Origin of the sequence: Glutamicibacter sp. NPDC087583, from assembly GCF_044743685.1 — a bacterium.
Lineage (GTDB): Bacteria > Actinomycetota > Actinomycetes > Actinomycetales > Micrococcaceae > Glutamicibacter.
In genome coordinates this window covers 62,270-78,887 of the sequence record NZ_JBIUWY010000002.1, presented here as the reverse complement: position 1 = coordinate 78,887, position 16,618 = coordinate 62,270, and the positions used below count along the sequence as shown (strand labels likewise).

Below are 16,618 nucleotides of genomic sequence, written 5' to 3'. Positions count from 1 at the left end.
TGGCCCGGACTCACGAGAGTCCGGGCCATCGCTCTAGAATTTGCTCTTCGTCTCGGGGGTGCTGTCAGCTCCGCTAAGCACCCGGACGCCATATTCCAAAGGGCCAGAGGCCTTGCTGAAGCCAAGCCAAATTCCGAAGACGGCCGTCGTTGCACAGAGAACCCACCAAATGGCCATTGGGTCCAAGTGCTCTTTCAGCGCCGGCAGCAAGATAATGTGCCCTGCATACAGGGTCAGCGGGGCCCGGCCGGCGCCAGCCAGAATCCGGCCGAGCGCACCCAGACGACCAATGATCAGCTGGAGCAGGCCGATGATAGCGACAGCGCAGGCGGCGTTGTGCAGCGTTGAGAGCGAAGAATTGCTGTGACCGGTCGGCAGCCAGAGATAGGCTGGATTGTCCAGGAATGGATCCAGGTTGGCGCCCGGCAAACGCCCGGTGGTGATCATTGTGGGAACGAGGGATACCTCCAGGCCCAGTTCACGGGCTATGAGCCCGGCATTTTGCATGCTCACCGAATGGCCCACCCATTGGGTTGCCGCCGCGATAATCGAACCGCCCAATGCAAGCAGACTCGCGGTCCTCGTGCTGTGCAGGTTGCATCTTGCAATGGCTATTCCAAGAAGGCCGAAACCGAACCAGACCATCAATGGGTAGTATCCGGTGACCGTTAGATCCTTGAGGAGCAGTTGCGGGGTGAGAATGTCGCCGAAGCTCGGATTATGGCCCAGCGAGTCCGCAATCCAGTTGCTGGCAAGCGGTCGCCAAAGAACCGGCATAAGCAGCAGCCAAAGGGCCGAGACTACCCAAATGGTTATTCTCGACAGCTTCAGCGCTAGTGGAAGCAATAGAAACAGTAGCCCATAGTGGACAAGAATGACCGCGATGGCTTCATTTACTGACCCAATTGCCATTCCGAGCACGGCAATAATTAATGCTCTCAGCACAAGGACTGAGTAAACCTTAGGGTGGGAAAAGCCCTTTCGAGCCAAGGATTTCGAGAGCAGAACCAGGGATAAACCCGCCAGCACCATGAACAGGACAGATGCTCGGCCGGAGGCGAAAGTCCCGGTAAATGTTGGGGAGTAGGCGGGTGCGCCGCTGGTTTCATAGAGCGCGAAAACGTGCGCGGCGAACATCCCGAGGATGGCGGCAAGCCGTGCCGCGTCCACGCCCAGCAACCGCTGGGAACTACCCAAATCGTTCATGGAATCATCGCACCACGAATTGCGCGGGGGATGCCATTGCAACATGCGCGAGTGTAGATTTAATGCCATGGCTACAAGTGCAATCGATAATCAGGCATACCCGTTCGGTACCGTGCTGACCGCTATGGTCACGCCCTTCGATGAAGCGGGTGAAGTCGATTACGCGATGGCTGCCAAACTGGCAACGAAGCTGGTTGATGATGGCTGCGACGGACTGGTCGTCACCGGCACCACCGGCGAGACCTCGACCCTGACCGATGAAGAGAACATCGAGATGTTCCGTACCGTCGCCGAGGCGGTGGGGGACCGTGCCGCAGTGCTGGCCGGTTCCACTACCAACGACACCCGTCACTCCATCAAGCTCTCGCTGGCTGCCAAGGAAGCGGGCGTAGACGGTGTGCTGTTGACCACCCCCTACTACAACAAGCCAAGCCAGGCCGGCGTCATCGCCCACGTCGAGGCCATCGCCGAAGCCGTTGAGCTGCCCATCATGCTCTACGACATCCCGGGACGCACCGGCATCGCGCTGGCGCCCGAGACCATCATTGAGCTGTCCAGGATTCCTCAGGTCATTGCGCTGAAGGACGCCAAGGCGGATTACCAGTCCACCACCACCGTGCTGGCCACAACCGATCTGCACGTGTACTCCGGCGACGATGGGCTGACTTTGCCGCTGATGGCGGCAGGTGCTGTCGGCGTGGTTTCGGTCACCGCTCACGTTGCGGCCGCTAAGTACCGTACGCTTGTTAATGCAATGCATGCAGGAGATCTGGCGACTGCACGCACCACACACTTTGAGCTGGACGCGATCCAGCGCGGCATCATGGGCCACATTCAGGGCGCCGTGGCCGCAAAATATGGACTTCACTGGCAGGGTGTCCTGCCGAACACCGTCGTCCGACTGCCGCTGTTGGCACCGTCGGACGCAGAGCTCGATGCCATCCGCGCGGACCTACGTGAAGGTGGATGGGATCTGTAACGAAAGGGACTAACCACATATGACTGAGAGTTCAGTAGGCAAGGCTGACGCTGCGCGTATGCAGACTCCGGCGAAGCTGAAGAAGGGAACAATGCGAATTGTTCCCCTCGGCGGCTTGGGCGAGGTCGGCCGAAACATGACCGTTTTCGAACTCAACGGGAAACTGTTGATCATCGACTGCGGCGTGCTCTTCCCCGAGGAGCACCAGCCTGGCGTGGATCTGATCCTGCCAGACTTCTCCTACATCAAGGACCGCTTGGACGACGTGGTGGGCCTCGTGCTGACCCACGGCCACGAGGACCACATCGGTGCTGTTCCGTACCTGTTGCGCCTGCGCGAAGACATCCCTTTGTACGGGTCGAAGCTGACCCTGGCCTTCGTCGAAGCAAAGCTGGCAGAACACCGCATCAAGGCCAACACCAATATCGTGGTGGAGGGCGAGATCGCGCAGGTTGGCAACTTCGAATGCGAGTTCGTAGCTGTGAACCACTCGATCCCGGATGCCTTGGCAGTATTCCTGCGCACCGAAGCCGGTACTGTGCTGCACACCGGCGACTTCAAGATGGACCAGCTGCCACTTGACGGCCGCATCACCGACCTGCGCCACTTCGCGCGCCTGGGCGAGGAAGGCGTGGACTTGTTCCTGCCGGACTCCACCAACGCCGAAGTTCCGGGCTTCACCGTTGCCGAACGCGAAATCGGCCCGGTACTCGAGGCCAAGTTCGCGCGCGCCCGCCGCCGCATCATCGTCGCTTCGTTCTCCTCGCACGTCCACCGCGTGCAGCAGGTTCTGGACGCCGCAGCGGTGCACGGCCGCAAGGTGGCCTTCATCGGCCGCTCGATGGTGCGCAATATGGGCATCGCCGAACGCTTGGGCTACCTCGAAGTGCCACAGGGCGTCCTGGTCGACCTGAAGCAGATCGATTCGCTGCCAGACCACAAGGTCGTGTTGATGTCCACCGGTTCGCAGGGCGAGCCGATGGCTGCACTGTCCCGCATGGCCAACGGCGAGCACAAGGTCCAGATCAACCCGGGCGACACCGTCATCCTGGCCTCCAGCCTGATCCCGGGCAACGAGAACTCGGTCTTCCGCGTGATCAACGGCCTGATGCGCTTGGGCGCCGAGGTCATCCACAAGGGCATGGCCAAGGTCCACGTTTCCGGTCACGCATCGGCTGGCGAATTGCTCTACTGCTACAACATCCTGCGCCCGAAGAACGTGCTTCCGGTGCACGGCGAAACCCGCCACCTGATTGCCAACGGCCGCCTGGCCGCGCAGGCCGGTGTCCCGGAGGACAACGTGCTGCTGGCAGACGACGGCTCGGTCATCGACATGAAGGACGGCGTTGCAAAGCTCGTTGGCCAGGTCGAATGCGGCTACGTCTACGTTGACGGTTCCAAGGTCGGCACCATCACCGATGATGACCTGAAGGACCGCGTCACCCTGGGTGAAGAAGGCTTCATCTCGGTCATCACCGTCATCAACCGCCAGAACGGCACGATCATCTCCGGCCCGGACATCCACGCACGTGGTGTAGCCGAAGAGGACTCGGTCTTCAACGAGATCAAGCCGAAGATCGCAGCTGCGATTATGGAAGCGGTGGGCAACAACCCGAACCACTCCACGCACCAGCTGCAGCAGATCACGCGCCGCGTGATCGGCTCGTGGGTATCGCGCAAGCTGCGTCGCCGCCCAATGATCGTTCCTGTAGTGCTCGAAGCCTAGGCTTCCAAAATTATTGCCTCGAACCAATTAAGGTTCGAGGCAATATTTTTTATGGGCAAGCGCCCGCAAGCCGTGCGTCACAGCTCAAGCGTCAGCCAAAGAAGCCCAGGTATGCAGGACTTGGCGAGTCATCGAGCTCGATTGCCGGGGCGGGACTTTGCGGCAGGATTTGCCCTGTTTGCGCGTCTACTACGACGACCGAATCCCACTGGTCCATATCGATCTGCTCCAGCACCTCGCCGGTGCGGGCTTCCATGGACACTGAGCTGTCCCAATCACCGGATGGGGCGACGTCTTGCTGGCCAGCGAGTGCCGGTGATGAGAGTGCCAGGGCGCCAACGATTAAGGTTGCTGTCGCGATGCCAATTGAGCGTATGCGCAAGGTCTTCTCCAAATGCAGTAAAGATGATTTTCACTGACTCTACCGATGTTCCCGAAGGAAACCGGGAACCACCACGCAGCCTGAAACTGGCTATTTCCCGGACATCTGGTGCTGTCACAGCACTTTTAAGGCAGAATTGGGCTCAACGCCAGCTCAAGGAGACGAAATATGCCCGGGCATCACCCAATGGGTTGGATCGAAGCCGCTGTGGAGGAATGTGCATGATTGAGTTCGATAACGTTTCCAAGCACTATCCGGATGGCACCGTTGCCGTCAAGGATTTCAGCCTGCAAATTCCGGCACACCGCACCACAGTCTTCGTAGGTTCCTCAGGCTGCGGCAAGACAACATTGCTGCGGATGATCAACCGCATGGTTGATCCGAGCAGCGGTACGCTCCGTATCGACGGCGAGGACATCGCCAGCAAGCCGGCGGTGGGCCTGCGCCGCAGCATCGGCTACGTGATGCAGAACTCCGGCCTGCTGCCTCATTTCACTGTCGCACAGAACATTGCGACCGTGCCGCGGCTCATGGGTGAAACGAGCAAGGCATCACGAGCGCGTGCCTTGGAACTGATGGGCACGGTTGGGCTTGCCGGCTCCATGGCCGACAGGTATCCGCATCAGCTCTCTGGAGGCCAGCAGCAACGCGTTGGCGTGGCACGCGGGCTGGCCGCCGATCCGAACATCCTGCTCATGGACGAGCCCTTCGGCGCAGTGGACCCTATCGTTCGCGCCGAGCTGCAAGAAGAATTGCTTCGTCTCCAAAGAGAACTCGATAAGACCATTGTTTTTGTCACCCACGATATTGATGAAGCCTTCCTCCTGGGGGACCAGGTGGTAATTCTGGCGGCGGGCGCACAGAAGCTCCAGGTCGGCAGCCCCAGCGAGATCATTGAAAATCCGGCCAATGATTTTGTCGCCTCCTTCATTGGCGCGCAGCGCGGGGCACGGGCGCTGAGCTTGAAGCAGACGGAGCACGGAACCGTCCTGGTTGATGCGCAAGGCCGGACTCAAGGCAAGCTCGTCGAGGATGGGTCTGTCCAGTGAACTGGGTCCTGGAAAATCTCGGACTCATTGGTTCGCTATCGCTGGAGCACCTGCGCCAGTCCCTGATAGCAATCATTCTCGGATTCGTCCTGTCGATTCCGCTGGGTTGGGTGGCCTGGCGCTACAAACTGGTGCGCGGACCGGTCGTGAGCATCACCGGATTGCTCTACACGATCCCTTCGCTGGCTCTGCTGATGATCCTGCCCGTACTCACCGGGATGAGCGCGATCAGCGAAGCCAATCTCATTCTCGCCTTGGCGATCTACGCGATAGCGATCATGGTGCGCAGCGTGGTCGATGGGCTGAACTCGGTGGACCCGGCGACCAGGTCGGCCGCAACTGCCATGGGCTACGGATCGGCACGCCGCTTCTTCGCTGTCGACCTTCCCTTGGCCGGTCCCGTAGTTCTGGCTGGATTGCGAGTGACAGCGGTCAGCACCATCTCGCTGGCAACGGTCGGCATCCTGGTCGGGGTAACCAACTTGGGCTACCTGTTCACCAACGGTCTGCAGCGTCGCATCATTGAAGAAGTCCTGGCGGGGATCATCGCGGTGGCAGCGATCGCGTTGCTCGTTGACCTGTTGTTGCTCCTGGCCGGCCGTTGGCTGATGCCTTGGGCTGCAACGAGCACCAGGCAAAAACGAACTGCAGCGCAGCCATCCACGCAGAAGGTGTCCTCATGAATCTGATTTCCGATGCGCTGGCGTGGATCTTCGCTCCCGAGCAGTGGCAGGGCGATGGGGGACTGGCTAGCTTGCTGGGGCAGCACTTGCTGTTCACGGTGGTTGCTGTGCTGATTGCTAGCGCGATTGCCATCCCTGCGGGGTGGGCCATTGGGCATACGGGGCGAGGAAGGGAATTGGCCGTCGGGCTGGCCGGCGTTGCGCGTGCGGTGCCATCCTTCGGACTGCTGATTCTGCTGGTGCTGCTTCTGGGGGTACTGCACAAGCCAGAAGCGGCCATGCTGACCTTCGTCGTGCTGGCAATTCCATCATTGCTGGCCGGAGCCTATACCGGCTTCGAAGCAATTGACCGCAAGACCATCGATGCTGCCCGGGCCATGGGGATGACCGAATGGCAGATCCTCGTCAAAGTCGAGATCCCGCTGGGACTTGCGCTGCTCGTAGGCGGGATCCGCTCCGCAGTGCTTCAAGTGGTCGCCACCGTTACTGTTGCCGCCTACGTGAATCTCGGCGGCCTGGGATTGCCCATCATCACCGGTCTGAACCTGCGGCGCTTCGACATGGTCCTGGGCGGCGCCTTGATGGTTGCCGCGCTGGCCTTGGTGCTGGATTTGGCATTTGCCATCGCCCAGAAAGCGGCAGTACCCCGCGGGCTGGGCGTGCCCTCAAAGAAGAAGACTTTCCAAGATACCGATGACTCAATCACCCGCGAAAGGGAAATGTCATGAAAATCAAGCAGATTTTGTCCACGAGTGCTCTCGTGCTGGCCGGAAGCCTCGCACTTGCTGGATGCTCCGGTGCGGATCCGTTGGCCACCGAAAGCGATGCTGCCCAGGAGGGGGGAGAATCGATCGTTGTCGGTTCGCAGGCCTACTATTCCAATGAAATCGTTGCTGAGATCTATGCCCAGGCGCTTGAAGGAGCCGGCATGGAAGTGGAACGGAAATTCAGCATCGGGCAGCGCGATGCCTACATGCCCCAGCTGGAAGACGGCAGCATTGATGTCTTCCCTGAATACACCGGCAACCTGCTGCAGTTCTACAAGGAAGACACCGAAGCACGCTCTGCCGATGAGGTGTACAGCGAGCTGAAGGAATCCTTGCCGGAATCATTGGCCGTGCTCGAAGCCGCGCCAGCATCGGATCAGGACTCCTACACGGTGACCAAGGAATTCGCTGAAGCCAATAAGGTCGCGAGCATCGAGGATCTGGCCGGCATTTCCGAACCCTTGACCGTGGGCGGCCCACCTGAATTGGCCCAACGCCCCTATGGACCCCAGGGCTTGGAGAGCGTCTATGGCGTTAAGGCCGAATTCTCGGCAACTGGCGACACGACCGTTGAAGACCTTGCCGCCGGCACGGTGAATGTCGCCAACGTCTTTACCGCCGATCCGCGGATCCAGACGGAGGACTTGGTAGTTCTTGAGGACCCGAAGTCGCTATTCCTGGCATCGAATGTGGTGCCATTGGTGGCCGCTGATCAATCCGGGAAATTGGCAGAAGTCCTGAACCCGGTCAGCGAAAAACTGACAGCGCAGGTTCTGGTGGACCTCAACGTGCAGAGCACCGTGGACAAGAAGTCTGCCGCCGACATCGCTTCGGCATGGCTGACTTCCGAGGGGCTGTAGCCCGGCAAGCCAGCATAAGAACATAGCTTCACCGCAGTCGCACCGCCCACGCAATGACGGGCAGTGCGGCTGCTTTTCCTTGTCCGGAAACGGCAGTGGCTTGGCTGAGGGGAATTCCGTTGCTTGCTCGTTTTGACAATTGATAATGATTCTCATTAGTGTTTAGCTCTGTTGGCAGAGGAGCTCGCCGGAAATCGGCGGCCGAGGCCTGCCCGCCATGAATGGAGCACTAATAGATGAAAAAACTCAATCCTTGGAAGTTGGCCGTGCCGGTTGCCATCCTGGTCCTGGCCACCGGATGCAGCGCGCCAGCCGGATCTGCCAGCGGTGCACCGCAGGGCACCGGCGCCAAGAGCATTTCCCTGGACAGCTGCGGAAGGCAGGTCGTCTTCGACAAGGCGCCGGACAGCGTTCTTGCAGTTGGCTCGGAAGCCCCGGCCCTGCTGTCTGCCGCTGGAGCGGGAGACAAGCTCACGCACTACGCAGGCAGCTGGCAGGTGCCTTTCGACGAAGAAACCATGGCGGCAGTGCGCAACGCGGAGCGGATTACCGAGGACTCGCATGATGTCTCCTACGAAATGATCCTGGACTCGGGAGCAGACGTGGTGATCGGCACCGATATCGCTGCTGGAATCGATCTCGACTCGTTGGCTGAACGCCTGGAAAGCGCCGGAGTGAAGATGCTGACCGTCAGCGGATATTGCGCCGGATTCGAGGACCGATCCACCGGCGGGCTGAGCGGCTTCGACCAGATCTACAAGGATGTCCAGTCCTACGGCCAGCTCTTCGGCACCGAGCAGGCGGCCGAGGACTCCGTGCAGCAGATGCGAGCACGCGTCGAGCAAGCCGCGCGCAGCGTCAAGCAGGAAAGCCAGCAGCGCGGGATGCCGCTGTACGTGCCCACCGCAGGCACCTTGGGATCCTACGGCCATGAATCGCTGGTTGCCGAGCAGATGGAACTGCTTGGCCTTCAGAACGTCTTCAACGACGTGCCCAAGCGCTACTTCGAGCCCTCCACCGAAGAACTCGTGAACAGCGGCGCCGACAAGGTCTTCGCCATGTACCTGCCGACAGGCTCCTCGAACTTGGAAACCGACCAGCAGGTCATCGAGGCGCTGCGAGACCGCCCCGAATTGGCCGGATTGCCCGCCATCGAGCAGGACAGCGCCATCGTGCCGCTGAACTACTACTATTCCTCGCCCGGTCCGCTGGCAGTGGACGGGGTCGAGCTGATCGCCGACCGGCTGGCCCGTTGATGAGCCAGCCAGCGGCGCTGCGCCGGCAAGCGGCCTCATCGCGCCGCGTGGCCCGCCCGGGGCACGGACGCGGCCCCAGCCGCGGCCTGGTCCGGGGCGCCACCCCCGTAGAATTCGTCAAGCTCAGTCCGGCATCGAATACCACCGTGCTGGTGACCAGCCGGCACCCGGCGGCGCACTACCGCAGTATCGCTGACCGGCTGCTGCGCGCCGAGCATGTGCACGCCGAGCAAGTCGGGTTCATCCTGCCTCCCAGCTCGCCCCGGGCCCAGGCCCGGCTGCACATGGCCGGTGGCGAATTCTGCGCCAATGCCGCGATGTCGCTGGCCGCGCTGCAGGCCGCGCGCCGCGCCCGCAGCGGCCCGCTTGAGCTGCTGATCGAAGCCTCAGGCGCCGAGCAGCTGCTGGGCTGCCGGGTCGAGCCGGCCGGTGACGCGTACCGCTGCCAGCTGAAGATGCCCTGGCCGCTGCGCATCGACCCGTACCCGTTCCCGGGCGTCGCCGGCGCCGGGCTGGTGCGCTACGCCGATGCGGTGCATCTGGTCGCCGAATGCGACGTCTCGGATCCCCAGCTGCGCGGGCATGCGCAGCAGCTGGCCCTGGATCTGGGCGCCAGCGAAGCGGTGTCCGTCGTGGGCATCATGCTCTACGATCCGGACCGCGGGCAACTGGCCCCGCTGGTCAGCGTCCCGGCACTGGGCAGCCTCATCTGGGAGGGCAGCTGCGGCTCGGGAAGCGCCGCGCTGGGCGCCTACCTGGCAACGAAAGCCGGCGCTCCGGTCAATGCCAGCGTGAAACAGCCCGGAGGCACCGTGCAGGTGCACGCCGATGGCAGCCGCGCCAAGGCCACCGCGCTGCAGATCAGCACCGAAGTAAGCATCGTGGCCGAAGGGACTGCATATATCCATGACTGAAACACCACTGGCCACCCAGGCCGCCGCCGCCGGCCTGGCCGGCGTGCTGCACGGCTACCTCGGACGGTTCGCCGAAGCCGCCCGAGACTATGACGGATCGACGCGGCACGCGGCGGCGCTCGAAGAGCTGCTGGCCGGCTATGCGCAGCTGGTCACCGACCCGGCCAATGAACCGGGCTATGCCCAGATGGCCGCCACCGACCAGGGCACGGCGCTGGTGGCGGCGCTGCGCACCGAATCGGCGCGCTGCGTCGCAGTCATCGAGAAGTACCGGGCGCTGCGCCTGCTCGAAGGCCGCAGCGGAGCCGAGGGCTACTTCGCCAACATCGAATCGTGCATCGCCGGGGAATTCGGCGCCGTCGCCCCCGACTCCAGCTCCAAGGTGCTGCTGGTCGGCTCGGGTTCCTTCCCGATGACCCTGCTGAACCTGGCCTCGCGCACCGGGGCCAGCGCCGTGGGGATCGACATCGATCCCGAAGCGCTGGAGCTGGGCCGCCGGGTCGTGGCGCAGCTGGGGCAGGGCCTGGACATCGGTCTGCAGGGCGATCAAATCCACCAGCTGGACTTCCTGCCGCAGGCCACGCACATCGTCTTCAGCTCCACGGTGGCCGTGAAATACGAGCTGCTGCACCAGCTGCACGCGCGCACCCGGCAGGACGTGGTGGTCGCAATGCGCTTCGGCGACGGGCTGAAGTCGCTGTTCAACTACCCGATGCAACCAGTGGACCCCCGGCGGTGGCAGCTGGACGGAACGATCCGCCAGCCCGGGCAGGTCTTCGACATCGCGCTGTACACCAAGGCGCGCACGAGAACGGAAAGCAATTAGCCCATGGATGAACTGGGAAATATCCTCATTGCCGGAACCGGACCGGTTGCGGTGCAAAGCGCCGTGCTGCTCGGGGCGCTGCCCGGGGAACTGGGCATTGCCGGGCGCGCCTCGCAGCGCTGCGCCGCCTTCTTCGACGCGCTGGAGGCCAACGCCGGCACCGCCCGCGTCCAGGTGCAAAACCCCTCCCATGCCGCACTGGCCGGGCAGGTGCGCATCGAGCACCGCTACCGCGGCTACCAGCAGGTGCGCGGCGGCTGGGACACCCTGGTACTGGCGGCCACCGCCGACGCCTACCTGCCGGTGCTGCGCGAACTGCCGCCGGGGGTGCTCGCATCGCTGGCGCGGATCGTGCTGCTCTCGCCCACGCTGGGCTCGGCGGCACTGGTGCGCGAATTCGCCCGCCGCAGCGGCGCCGACCCGGAAATCATCAGCTTCTCCAGCTATCTGGGGGACACCCGGCAGGTGGAGGGGACCGGCGGAGCGCTGGTGCTGACCGCCGGCGCCAAGGCCCGCATCTACGCCGGCTCCACTGGCGGGGCCACGCCCGCGCTGCAGCGGCTGCGTGCGGTGCATGCCGTGGCCGGCACCGAAGTGCAGCTGGCGGGATCGCCGGTTGAAGCCGAGGCGCGGAACATGTCGCTGTACGTGCATCCGGCCCTGTTCTTCAACGAGCTGGCGCTGCGCGCGGTCTTCGCTCCCGCCCCGCCCGTCCAGTACGTCTACAAGCTCTATCCCGAAGGCCCGGTCACCCCGGCGCTGATCCACTCCATGGCCGAGGCCTGGCGGGAACTGTCGGCCATCACCGCCGCACTGGGCGGCCAGCCGGTCAACCTGCTGGCCTTCATGCTCGATGACGGGTATCCGGTGCACCCCCAGAGCATCGACCCGGGGAAAGCGGCCAGCTTCGAGCAGCTGCCGGCCATCGAGCAGGAGTACCTGCTCTACGTGCGCTACGCCTCGCTGCTCATCGACCCCTTCTCGCAGCCCGACGCGCAGGGCCGCTACTTCGACTTCTCGGCCATCGCCTTCCGCCCGGTCTTCCGCGATGACCAGGGCCAGTGGGATGTGCCGCGGATGCCCAAGGAAGACTACTACCGCACCAGGATCATCGCCGGCCTGGCCCGGGAACTGGCCGTGGCCTGCCCGATGATCGACGCGCTGCTCGCCGCCTACGAAGACGCCCTGGTGCAAGCGGCCTCGGCCCGGGAGGGCCAGGGCTGCTCGCCGGCCTTCGCGGTGCAGGATTTCGCCGAGGACCTGGCCATGATCAGCGCCGGAATCGGGAGTGCGGTATGAGCCAGCCAGAAGTCGAAACAGTGCAGCAGCTGCCCAGCGAACGGCGCATCATCGCCGAGATCTGGCCGGCGCTGCTGGCCTCGGCGCTGGGCCTGCTGCCCTTCACGGTGCTGAGCACCTTCCTGGTGCCCATCGCCGACTGGGCCGGGGCCGGCTATGCCGAAACCGGCACCCTGCGCGGGCTGGCCGGCGTCGGCACGGTGCTCGCCGGGGTTGCGCTGGCCCCGCTGATCGGGCGCATCGCCCCGGGCACCGTCGCCGCCGCGGCGCTGGGGCTGATGGGCGCCGCCGCCATCGCGGGGACCTTCTCGGGCCTGGCGGCACTGGCAGTTTTCTGCCTGGCCACCGGGGTGTCCAACGCGCTGCTCTACCCGGCGCTGTCCACCGCGGCCGCGGACCGCTTCGGCACCACCCCGGCCGCGGGCCGGGCAGCCACCTTGGTGATGACGGCCCAGACTCTGGCCTCCACGATCGGCGCGCCGCTGCTGGTGCTGCCGGCGATGTTCTGGGGCTGGCAGGGAAACCTGCTCGCCATCGCCGCCATCAGCATCGCCCTGATCCCGGCGGTGCTGCGCTACGGCCGCCGCGGCGCCGGGCACTGCGCGGCAGACCCGGCTCCGGCTCCAGCCCGGCTGGGCTACCTGGCTGCCTTCCGCACCCTGGCCGGCGTGCCCGGAGCCCGGGCGCTGCTGCTGGTCTCCTTCGGCCGCGCCGGCGCCTTCATGGGGCACCTGGCCTTCCTGGCCCCGCTGTACGCGGAGAAGTTCGCGCTGACCGCCAGCTGGTTCGCGTTCATCTGGTCGGTCAGCGGCGGAGCCTTCTTCCTGGGGCACCTGCTGGCCGGGCGGATGCTCAACGCCGGGGATTCGCAGCGGCGCACCCGTGCGGTGATGGTTTTCAGCCTGGGCATTTCGCTGGTGGCGCTGTTCGGCGTCTACCTCTCACCGGTGCTGCCGCTGGCGGTGGCCGGCACGGCGCTGCTTTCGGCCAGCCACGCGGTGGTCGCGGCCGCCGTGATGAGCCTGCTGGTGAGCCGTTGCACGCAGGTGCGCGGCACCGCGCTGAGCCTGAACGCGGCCGGCATGTCCCTGGGCCTGTTCCTGGGCACAGCGGCCTCCGGAGCGGCGCTGGCCACCGCCGGATACCTGGCCGCCGCGGCCGTGCTTGGCGCATTGACCCTGATTGCGCTGGCTGCGGCACTGAGCCTGCGCACCGATTCCATTGGCGAAACCCCCGAAAGGCAACCATGACCCCGTTGGAACCTGCATTGCGAGAACCCCGGGAACCGCTGGCCTGCGCCGGCGATGACCTGGACCATGACCGGCGGGCCCGGCACACCTGGCTGTGGATCGCCGGGCTGCTGGCCGCGCTGCTGGCCACCTTGCCGGTGGCCGTAGGGCTCGGCCCGGTGTCCATCGAGCCGGGCACCGTGCTGCAGATCCTCAAGGCGCACCTTTCCGGGATATCCGCACCTGGCGCGTTCAGCGCCTCCGATGAGTCCATCGTCCTGCTGCTGCGCGTACCGCGGGTGCTGCTGGGTGCCGCCGTCGGGGCCGGGCTGGCCCTGGCCGGGGTGGCGCTGCAGGCGCTGACCCGCAACATCCTGGCCGAACCCTACCTGCTGGGCGTGACCTCCGGGGCCTCCACGCTCTCGGCGGCCGCGATCCTCTTCGGCGCCACCGCCGGCATCGGCACGGCCTCGCTGGCGACGAGCGCCTTTGCCGGCGCGCTGGCCGCCGGGATCTTCGTCTACCTGCTGGCGCGGGTCGGTTCGGAGATGACGTCCACCCGGCTGGTGCTGGCCGGGGTGTCCGTGGGCTATGTGCTCCACGCGCTCACCTCGCTGCTGATCTTCGCTTCGGATGACCCCAATGCGGGCCGTTCGGTGCTCTTCTGGACGCTGGGTTCACTGGCGCAGGCAACCGGGCAATCGGCAATGATCACCTGGATCGTGGTGCTCGGGACCGCCACGCTGCTGGCCTATTGGTCGCGGCCGCTGGACGCGCTGGCCATCGGCGATGGCACCGCGCAAGCGCTGGGAATATCTCCGGCCAAGCTGCGTGCGGCCGTCATGGTGGTGACCGCGGTGTGCGTGGGCGCGCTGGTCGCGTCCTCCGGCGGCATCGGATTCGTCGGGCTGGTGATTCCGCACGTAGCCCGGCTGTGCGTCGGCTCCACGCACCGCACCCTGATTCCGGTAGCCGCCCTGCTCGGCGCGATCTTCCTGGTCTGGGCCGATGTGCTGGCCCGGACGGCCATGGCACCGCAGGAATTGCCGCTGGGAATCGTCACCGCATTGCTCGGCGCCCCGCTGCTGTTCGCGCTGGTTCGCAAGCTCAATGCGGCCCAATAGGAACCAAGGACCTGGAAGAAGGCAAGAACCATGATTACTGCTACAGATATTTCGGTGGGCTATGGCGGAAAGCTGGTCATTGAATCGGCGGGGCTGCAGGCAGGCCCCGGGGAAGTGGTGGGGCTGATCGGCCCCAACGGCAGCGGCAAGTCCACCCTGCTGCGCACGCTCTATGCGGCGCTGCGGCCCACGGCAGGACTGGTGCTCGTGGACGAGCGCCCCGTCACCGAGCTGCGCGGCAACGACCTTGCTCGCAGGATTGCCGTTGTGGCCCAGGAAACGCCCACCGAGCTGCCGGTCAGTGTCGCCGAAATGGTGCTCCTGGGCAGGGCTCCGCACCGCAAGGCGCTGGCCGCCTTTGCCCGCGAGGACCACCAGGCAGTTGCCTCGGCATTGTCCCGGGTCGGCGCCCGGCACTTGGCCGACCGCCGCTACTCGACCCTGTCCGGCGGCGAAAAGCAGCGCGTGCTGGTTGCCCGGACACTGGCCCAGCAGGCCGAGCACTTGCTACTGGATGAACCCACCAACCACCTGGATATCCGCTACCAGCATGAGCTGCTGCGCATGGTCGGGGAACTGGGAACCACCACGGTGGTGGTGCTGCACGATTTGAACCTGGCAGCCCGCTACTGCAGCAAGCTGGTCATGCTGGCCAACGGCGGGGTCATCGCTGCGGGCACGCCCCAGGAGGTGCTGGACCCTGGGCTGCTGCTGCAGGTCTACGGGGTCCACGCGGAGCAGGTGCTGGTCAACGGCATCGTGCAACTGGTCTTCAGCCTGGCCGATGAGCCCAAGGTGCAACATAGTGGCACTCCAGTGCCCGGATGATAGCCTGCCCGGTAGGCAAGCAATGGCCAAGCGCCTGCCTGCCGGGCCCCAGCATTGACCGTGAAAGGTACCCCTGCCATGACGAATTCCGCCGCATTCGAGGCTGACAAGCACTACGATCTGATCATCCTCGGCACCGGTTCTGGCAACTCCATTCCGGGTCCAGAATTCGATGGAAAATCCATTGCCATCATCGAGAAGGGCGCTTTCGGCGGTACCTGCCTGAACGTCGGCTGCATCCCCACCAAGATGTATGTCTACGCCGCAGACGTCGCCCTGGAAACCAGGCAAGCGGCACGGCTGGGAATCGACGCGCAGGTCAATTCCGTGGACTGGCCAGGCATCGTCAGCCGGGTCTTCGATAAGCGCATCGATCCCATCGCCCAGGGCGGCGAAGACTACCGCCGTGGCGCGCAGACACCGAATATCGACGTCTACGACCAGCACGCGCGGTTTGTCGGCGAGCGCACGCTGCGTACCGGGCAGGGAACAGAAGCCAGGACCATCAGCGCGGACCAGATTGTCCTGGCCGCCGGGTCGCGCCCGTTTATTCCGCAGGAAATCATCGATTCGGGCGTAGCCTTCCACACCAACGAGGACATCATGCGCTTGGCCCGCCAGCCCAAGTCCATCGTGATCATCGGTGGCGGCTACATTGCCATGGAGTTCGCCCACGTTTTCGAAGCACTGGGCACCAAGGTCACCATCCTGGCCCGCTCCGAACTCATGCGCCAGCTGGATGCCGATCTGCGCGAGCCATTCAACCAGATGGCCGCAGAACGCTATGACGTTCGCCAGGGCAGGAGCATGGTCAGCGCCGTGCAAGAGCCCGACGGGGTAGCACTGACCCTGGATGACGGCTCCACCGCCAGTGCAGAGGTGCTGCTTGTGGCCACGGGGCGCATCCCCAACGGCGACCAGCTGGATCTGGACCGTGCGGGCATCGACTCCGAGGACGGACGGGTCAGCGTGGACGAATACGGCCGTTCGACGTCTGCCGAGGGCATCTGGGCGCTGGGCGACATTTCCTCGCCATTCTTGCTCAAGCATGTGGCCAATGCGGAAATGCGCGCGGTGCGCCACAACCTGCTGAACCCGCAGAACATGAAGAAGATGCCGCATGAGCACGTGCCGGCGGCGGTCTTCACCCACCCGCAGATCGCCTACGTCGGAATGACCGAGGAAGAAGCCCGCGAGGCCGGGCATGCCATTACCGCCAAGGTGCAGAAGTACGGGGATGTGGCCTACGGCTGGGCGATGGAAGACAGCACCGGTATCGCCAAGCTCATCGCTGACCGGGAAACCGGCAAGCTGCTGGGCGCGCACTACATGGGACCGCAGGCTTCAACGCTGATCCAGCAGATGATTACGGTGATGGCCTTCGGGCTGGATGTGCGCGAGGTCGCCACGCAGCAGTACTGGATCCACCCGGCCTTGCCGGAGGTCACCGAGAACGCATTGCTCGGCCTGGACTTCTCCTAGCGGCGGTT

The 16,618-nt window shown here is 64.3% G+C and carries 16 protein-coding genes; 14 read left to right on the top strand and 2 right to left on the bottom strand.

Annotation, left to right across the window (positions count from 1 at the left end; translation table 11 throughout):
• Positions 1 to 33 precede the first annotated feature (33 nt).
• Positions 34 to 1,206: a heparan-alpha-glucosaminide N-acetyltransferase domain-containing protein gene (locus ACIOU9_RS06535; protein WP_181148896.1), complete on the bottom strand. Its 1,173-nt coding sequence runs from the start codon at positions 1,204 to 1,206 to the stop codon at positions 34 to 36.
• Positions 1,207 to 1,273: 67 nt separating this feature from the next.
• On the opposite strand from ACIOU9_RS06535, the gene dapA reads away from it, so the two are divergent.
• Positions 1,274 to 2,185 carry a 4-hydroxy-tetrahydrodipicolinate synthase gene (gene dapA / locus ACIOU9_RS06530; RefSeq protein ID WP_105658188.1) on the top strand — a complete coding sequence of 304 codons (912 nt, stop codon included), beginning with the start codon at positions 1,274 to 1,276 and terminating at the stop codon, positions 2,183 to 2,185.
• Positions 2,186 to 2,204: 19 nt separating this feature from the next.
• On the top strand, positions 2,205 to 3,911 hold the full coding sequence (locus ACIOU9_RS06525; RefSeq protein WP_105658187.1) for a ribonuclease J: 1,707 nt from the start codon (positions 2,205 to 2,207) through the stop codon (positions 3,909 to 3,911).
• 91 nt (positions 3,912 to 4,002) lie between these two features.
• Here the strand turns inward: ACIOU9_RS06525 and ACIOU9_RS06520 are convergent, their stop codons facing one another.
• Positions 4,003 to 4,293, bottom strand: coding sequence for a hypothetical protein (locus ACIOU9_RS06520; RefSeq protein ID WP_146112310.1), 291 nt, complete (start codon positions 4,291 to 4,293; stop codon positions 4,003 to 4,005).
• A 221-nt stretch (positions 4,294 to 4,514) separates the two neighbouring features.
• Between ACIOU9_RS06520 and ACIOU9_RS06515 the strand changes: the two genes are divergently transcribed.
• The 12 genes from ACIOU9_RS06515 to mtr all read left to right on the top strand — a co-directional run bounded on the left by ACIOU9_RS06515 (position 4,515) and on the right by mtr (position 16,610).
• The gene (locus ACIOU9_RS06515) at positions 4,515 to 5,342 is read left to right on the top strand and encodes an ABC transporter ATP-binding protein (protein ID WP_105658185.1); all 828 of its coding nucleotides are present in this window, start codon (positions 4,515 to 4,517) and stop codon (positions 5,340 to 5,342) included.
• Complete coding sequence (locus tag ACIOU9_RS06510) at positions 5,339 to 6,025, top strand: ABC transporter permease (RefSeq protein ID WP_105658184.1); 687 nt, start codon at positions 5,339 to 5,341, stop codon at positions 6,023 to 6,025. The genes ACIOU9_RS06515 and ACIOU9_RS06510 overlap by 4 nt, the downstream gene beginning before the upstream one ends.
• The gene (locus ACIOU9_RS06505) at positions 6,022 to 6,753 is read left to right on the top strand and encodes an ABC transporter permease (protein ID WP_105658183.1); all 732 of its coding nucleotides are present in this window, start codon (positions 6,022 to 6,024) and stop codon (positions 6,751 to 6,753) included. Before ACIOU9_RS06510 ends, ACIOU9_RS06505 begins: the two co-directional genes overlap by 4 nt.
• Positions 6,750 to 7,652 (top strand): ABC transporter substrate-binding protein, encoded by a 903-nt coding sequence (locus tag ACIOU9_RS06500; RefSeq protein ID WP_105658182.1) that lies wholly within the window; start codon positions 6,750 to 6,752, stop codon positions 7,650 to 7,652. Before ACIOU9_RS06505 ends, ACIOU9_RS06500 begins: the two co-directional genes overlap by 4 nt.
• A 236-nt stretch (positions 7,653 to 7,888) precedes the next feature.
• Complete coding sequence (locus ACIOU9_RS06495; protein WP_105658181.1) at positions 7,889 to 8,908, top strand: ABC transporter substrate-binding protein; 1,020 nt, start codon at positions 7,889 to 7,891, stop codon at positions 8,906 to 8,908.
• The gene (locus tag ACIOU9_RS06490; protein WP_105658180.1) at positions 8,908 to 9,822 is read left to right on the top strand and encodes a diaminopimelate epimerase; all 915 of its coding nucleotides are present in this window, start codon (positions 8,908 to 8,910) and stop codon (positions 9,820 to 9,822) included. The genes ACIOU9_RS06495 and ACIOU9_RS06490 overlap by 1 nt, the downstream gene beginning before the upstream one ends.
• Complete coding sequence (locus ACIOU9_RS06485; RefSeq protein ID WP_105658179.1) at positions 9,815 to 10,648, top strand: class I SAM-dependent methyltransferase; 834 nt, start codon at positions 9,815 to 9,817, stop codon at positions 10,646 to 10,648. The genes ACIOU9_RS06490 and ACIOU9_RS06485 overlap by 8 nt, the downstream gene beginning before the upstream one ends.
• Positions 10,649 to 10,651: 3 nt before the next feature.
• Positions 10,652 to 11,947 (top strand): opine metallophore biosynthesis dehydrogenase, encoded by a 1,296-nt coding sequence (locus ACIOU9_RS06480; RefSeq protein WP_105658178.1) that lies wholly within the window; start codon positions 10,652 to 10,654, stop codon positions 11,945 to 11,947.
• Positions 11,944 to 13,197: an MFS transporter gene (locus ACIOU9_RS06475; protein WP_402696350.1), complete on the top strand. Its 1,254-nt coding sequence runs from the start codon at positions 11,944 to 11,946 to the stop codon at positions 13,195 to 13,197. Before ACIOU9_RS06480 ends, ACIOU9_RS06475 begins: the two co-directional genes overlap by 4 nt.
• Complete coding sequence (locus tag ACIOU9_RS06470; protein WP_105658176.1) at positions 13,194 to 14,300, top strand: iron ABC transporter permease; 1,107 nt, start codon at positions 13,194 to 13,196, stop codon at positions 14,298 to 14,300. Before ACIOU9_RS06475 ends, ACIOU9_RS06470 begins: the two co-directional genes overlap by 4 nt.
• A 30-nt stretch (positions 14,301 to 14,330) precedes the next feature.
• Positions 14,331 to 15,128: an ABC transporter ATP-binding protein gene (locus ACIOU9_RS06465; RefSeq protein ID WP_105658175.1), complete on the top strand. Its 798-nt coding sequence runs from the start codon at positions 14,331 to 14,333 to the stop codon at positions 15,126 to 15,128.
• A 78-nt stretch (positions 15,129 to 15,206) separates the two neighbouring features.
• Positions 15,207 to 16,610 carry a mycothione reductase gene (gene mtr / locus ACIOU9_RS06460; RefSeq protein ID WP_105658174.1) on the top strand — a complete coding sequence of 468 codons (1,404 nt, stop codon included), beginning with the start codon at positions 15,207 to 15,209 and terminating at the stop codon, positions 16,608 to 16,610.
• Positions 16,611 to 16,618 lie beyond the last annotated feature (8 nt).

Excerpts from the sequence above, each read along its gene's own strand:
- ACIOU9_RS06525 (WP_105658187.1), top strand. The coding sequence starts at position 2,205 with ATGACTGAGAGTTCAGTAGGCAAGGCTGACGCTGCGCGTATGCAGACT.
- ACIOU9_RS06480 (WP_105658178.1), top strand. The coding sequence starts at position 10,652 with ATGGATGAACTGGGAAATATCCTCATTGCCGGAACCGGACCGGTTGCG.
- dapA (WP_105658188.1), top strand. The coding sequence starts at position 1,274 with ATGGCTACAAGTGCAATCGATAATCAGGCATACCCGTTCGGTACCGTG.
- ACIOU9_RS06470 (WP_105658176.1), top strand. The coding sequence starts at position 13,194 with ATGACCCCGTTGGAACCTGCATTGCGAGAACCCCGGGAACCGCTGGCC.
- ACIOU9_RS06515 (WP_105658185.1), top strand. The coding sequence starts at position 4,515 with ATGATTGAGTTCGATAACGTTTCCAAGCACTATCCGGATGGCACCGTT.
- ACIOU9_RS06485 (WP_105658179.1), top strand. The coding sequence starts at position 9,815 with ATGACTGAAACACCACTGGCCACCCAGGCCGCCGCCGCCGGCCTGGCC.
- ACIOU9_RS06500 (WP_105658182.1), top strand. The coding sequence starts at position 6,750 with ATGAAAATCAAGCAGATTTTGTCCACGAGTGCTCTCGTGCTGGCCGGA.
- ACIOU9_RS06465 (WP_105658175.1), top strand. The coding sequence starts at position 14,331 with ATGATTACTGCTACAGATATTTCGGTGGGCTATGGCGGAAAGCTGGTC.
- ACIOU9_RS06495 (WP_105658181.1), top strand. The coding sequence starts at position 7,889 with ATGAAAAAACTCAATCCTTGGAAGTTGGCCGTGCCGGTTGCCATCCTG.
- ACIOU9_RS06475 (WP_402696350.1), top strand. The coding sequence starts at position 11,944 with ATGAGCCAGCCAGAAGTCGAAACAGTGCAGCAGCTGCCCAGCGAACGG.
- ACIOU9_RS06490 (WP_105658180.1), top strand. The coding sequence starts at position 8,908 with ATGAGCCAGCCAGCGGCGCTGCGCCGGCAAGCGGCCTCATCGCGCCGC.
- ACIOU9_RS06535 (WP_181148896.1), bottom strand. The coding sequence starts at position 1,206 with ATGAACGATTTGGGTAGTTCCCAGCGGTTGCTGGGCGTGGACGCGGCA.
- ACIOU9_RS06505 (WP_105658183.1), top strand. The coding sequence starts at position 6,022 with ATGAATCTGATTTCCGATGCGCTGGCGTGGATCTTCGCTCCCGAGCAG.
- mtr (WP_105658174.1), top strand. The coding sequence starts at position 15,207 with ATGACGAATTCCGCCGCATTCGAGGCTGACAAGCACTACGATCTGATC.